This window comes from Pricia sp. (assembly GCF_041745955.1).
Classification (GTDB): Bacteria; Bacteroidota; Bacteroidia; order Flavobacteriales; family Flavobacteriaceae; genus Pricia.
In genome coordinates, this window is record NZ_JBGTHY010000290.1 from 1 (window position 1) to 3046 (window position 3046).

The window sequence follows — 3046 nt, forward strand, 5'->3', positions numbered from 1 at the left end:
GCCGTCGTGTTTGAAGTAGGAAATATTGAATTGGTCATCATCGAACAAATCGCCGCGAATGCTTGCCGTTATCAATTGGTTGAGTTGCGTAAAGATTTTATTTCCGCCGACATCCATATGGCGCTTGTTACCGTCGTCGTTGATATAAAGCGTTTGATTTTTAAAGATTATGGAATGGGAAAAGGGTTCAATATATTCCCATTTGACCAAATCGGGCGTTTTGAAGGCCAGTTTGCCCTTCGATTCGATATCGTCGGATAGAAAATCGAGGTGCTTGTATTGGGTAAAATCGCTGGTGATGGTGGTCGTGGCATCGGCCTGTTGCCTTACTGACATCTTTAAGGCGTTGGCCTCGGCTGCGGACATTTTGATCTGGGCGGAGAGGGTTCCTGACGTAAATAGAGCTAGTAGTAGGCTTAAACAGATTCCCGCCTGAGCCTTTCTTGAGCACTTTTGAAAGACAGGGATAATAAAAAAGATCATTTTACTACTCATAAGCTTCGATTTCCAGCAAACGCTCAACGGTGACCGACTGTAGATTTTCTTCCTGCAAAAATACCAATAACCGTTCCAAAACCGCTATCGTTTTTTCGCTGGTATCATGTAATAGAATGATATCGCCTTTCGCAACCTTTGAGGTGATCCGGGCCCAAACGCTGTTTTCGGATCTTGGTGTAGTATCCAGTGAACGAACGCTCCATCCTATAGACCGTAGGCCTAAAGTTTTTACGGCTTTTTCAATCTGTGGATTGGTTACCCCGAAGGCCGGGCGATAGAGATTCATTTTAAGTCCGGTGAGATGATTGACTATGGATTTCGTTTTTTGTAGTTCGGCCTTTACTTTTTGAAATCCAAAAAACCCGAAAGATTTGGAATGCGAATACGTGTGATTTCCAACGGAATGCCCAGCGGCAAGAATTTGTTTCAAGATATCCGGATGGTTTTCAACATGTTGCCCGATACAGAAAAAGGTCGCCTTGGCTCCATGTTCCTTTAAAAGTTTCAAGACTTTTGGCGTAAATTCAGGGTTCGGCCCGTCGTCAAAGGTTAAGGACACCCAATTGTCGCCACTCTTTTTGTTGCTGTGCAGGGACTTTAAATGATAGTTCCATCCAACGAAAAACGAACCACATACGGTAATAAAGAACCAAACGATAATCACAATTGCAAAGGACCACCAAGGCAGTGGGATGAAAAAGGCCAATACTGCCAAGGTCAGGAGTGAAATTAAGGCTAGGGGATTGATTACCCTTCGCCTCAACATTTTCGAAGTAAGGTGAAACTATGGTTTTCGCCGCGATATTGGTTGTAGATCAGTACTGTTTTTGCTGAATTCGCGGCGACGGAATTCAGCAGAACCGCATCGGGAACAGTTTGTCTTTTCAATATTTTGTTCGCCAACCAAAACCCAAATCCTGAGGCTGTATCGAATTCACCGGATAGATGTTTAAAGTAAACTTGGGCCGTATCCTTGAATAAGCCTTTAGCGAGTGTATCGTAGTAACCGTCAAACTCCACATCGCCATTATAGCCAAGAATTATAATATCTACGGCATCCGGTTCCATTCCGTTTTCCGATAAAAAGGACTGCGTTTTTTCGGAAACTTGGTTTCCCGCCAAGGTGTTGTAGGTCTTGATCGCCAAAAGCTCTGCATAACAGGAAGACCTTTTTTTATTGGAAAGCGTAAAAAAATGTGCGCCCTCGGAAAATACGGCGCCGTTGGTGCCGGATTTTAAAACGGACATCGTCTCGACCGGTTCGTGTTTTATATGCCCGATCAACCGATGGGTGTTGACATGATGATCGACCAGTTCATCGACCCCTCCGACCAAAACATTTTTGATCTCATCGTTTTCCAATTGCATTTTTGCGTCCAACACCGCAGATTCGAATGAAATAGCGGAATGGACATACGTGAAATTATGTCCCTTGCAGCCCATGCCCAAGGCGATCTGTCCCGCCACGGTATTGTGGGAGGATTGAATAAACCGGGTAGGCGTCAAAAACTGCTCATCGTTATCAAGAATATCACTGACAAACTTTTCGGAATCGCCGATACAGCCCAGTCCGGTGCCTACGATAATGGCATCGATCTCATTTTCTTCCATAGCGGCCTCGGTCATGGCGGTCTTTGCGCTGACGGTACTCATTTTGATACCCTTTGCCATTCTTCGCGCCGCCGCCGGTGGAATATACTCCTTATAGTTTGGAGCGATAATTTCCAGTACGGTACCGTTATAAGGTACGATTTCCTCTAAAAAGAGGGCGTTGTCGAACGTCTTTTGGGCGGAAACGGAACCTATGCTGTTTATGTAGACGGGCATTTTTGAGTTCAATAGATGCAAGAGTATACAATTTTTCGAAAATTTTCGCTATTTATATCAGCGTCGTATAGTTTTACTTAGAAAATATCAACGTAGAACAATTCCCCCCAAACCCAAATGAATTCGATAGCACATTGCGCAACGGTTTTTTGGTGACCTCAGTAATTGGGTCGAGGTCAAATTCTTTCATCGGGGTTGTATAGTTCAAGTTCGGGAAAATCGTATCGTTTTGCAGCGCCAATATGGAATATACCGCTTCGACGCCTCCCGCCGCCGCTAAGGTGTGTCCGGTATAAGCTTTTGTCGAACTGAATTCGGGAACCCTGTCGCCGAACAATCGAATTAGGGCCCGCCCTTCTGACAGGTCATTGTTAGGCGTTGCCGTACCATGTGCGTTCACATAATCGATATCGGAGGCTTTGATTCCCGCCGTTTTTAGGGCTTTTTCCATGGCCAACACCGCCCCGTCGCCATGTTCGGAAGAGGCCGTTTGGTGGTAGGCATCATTGGCATTGCCGTAGCCCGTCACGTACCCCAAAATTTTTTTATGCTCTTTTTGAACGAGCGCATCCGATTCCAAAACCAGATAGGCGGCGGCCTCACCTAAATTCAGGCCTTTCCGTTCTTCATCGAATGGTGAGCTATACGTGTCGGACAAAATCAATAAGGTTTTAAAGCCATTGATCGTAAATTTTGAGAGGCAATCGGTGCCCCCGACAAT

General features: G+C 45.3%; 4 protein-coding genes. All 4 read right to left on the minus strand.

Annotated features, from left to right (window positions below; all coding sequences use genetic code 11):
* Positions 1-495 (minus strand): outer membrane lipoprotein carrier protein LolA (locus ACEW8S_RS10590; protein ID WP_373518123.1); only part of this gene is annotated, 495 nt, incomplete at its 3' end.
* Positions 488-1264: a polysaccharide deacetylase family protein gene (locus ACEW8S_RS10595; RefSeq protein WP_373518124.1), complete on the minus strand. Its 777-nt coding sequence runs from the start codon at positions 1262-1264 to the stop codon at positions 488-490. The genes ACEW8S_RS10590 and ACEW8S_RS10595, both read right to left, overlap by 8 nt.
* Complete coding sequence (locus ACEW8S_RS10600; RefSeq protein WP_373518125.1) at positions 1258-2325, minus strand: beta-ketoacyl synthase N-terminal-like domain-containing protein; 1068 nt, start codon at positions 2323-2325, stop codon at positions 1258-1260. Before ACEW8S_RS10600 ends, ACEW8S_RS10595 begins: the two co-directional genes overlap by 7 nt.
* Before the next feature lie 73 nt (positions 2326-2398).
* Positions 2399-3046: beta-ketoacyl synthase (locus ACEW8S_RS10605; protein WP_373518126.1), on the minus strand; the 648-nt coding region annotated here is incomplete at its 5' end.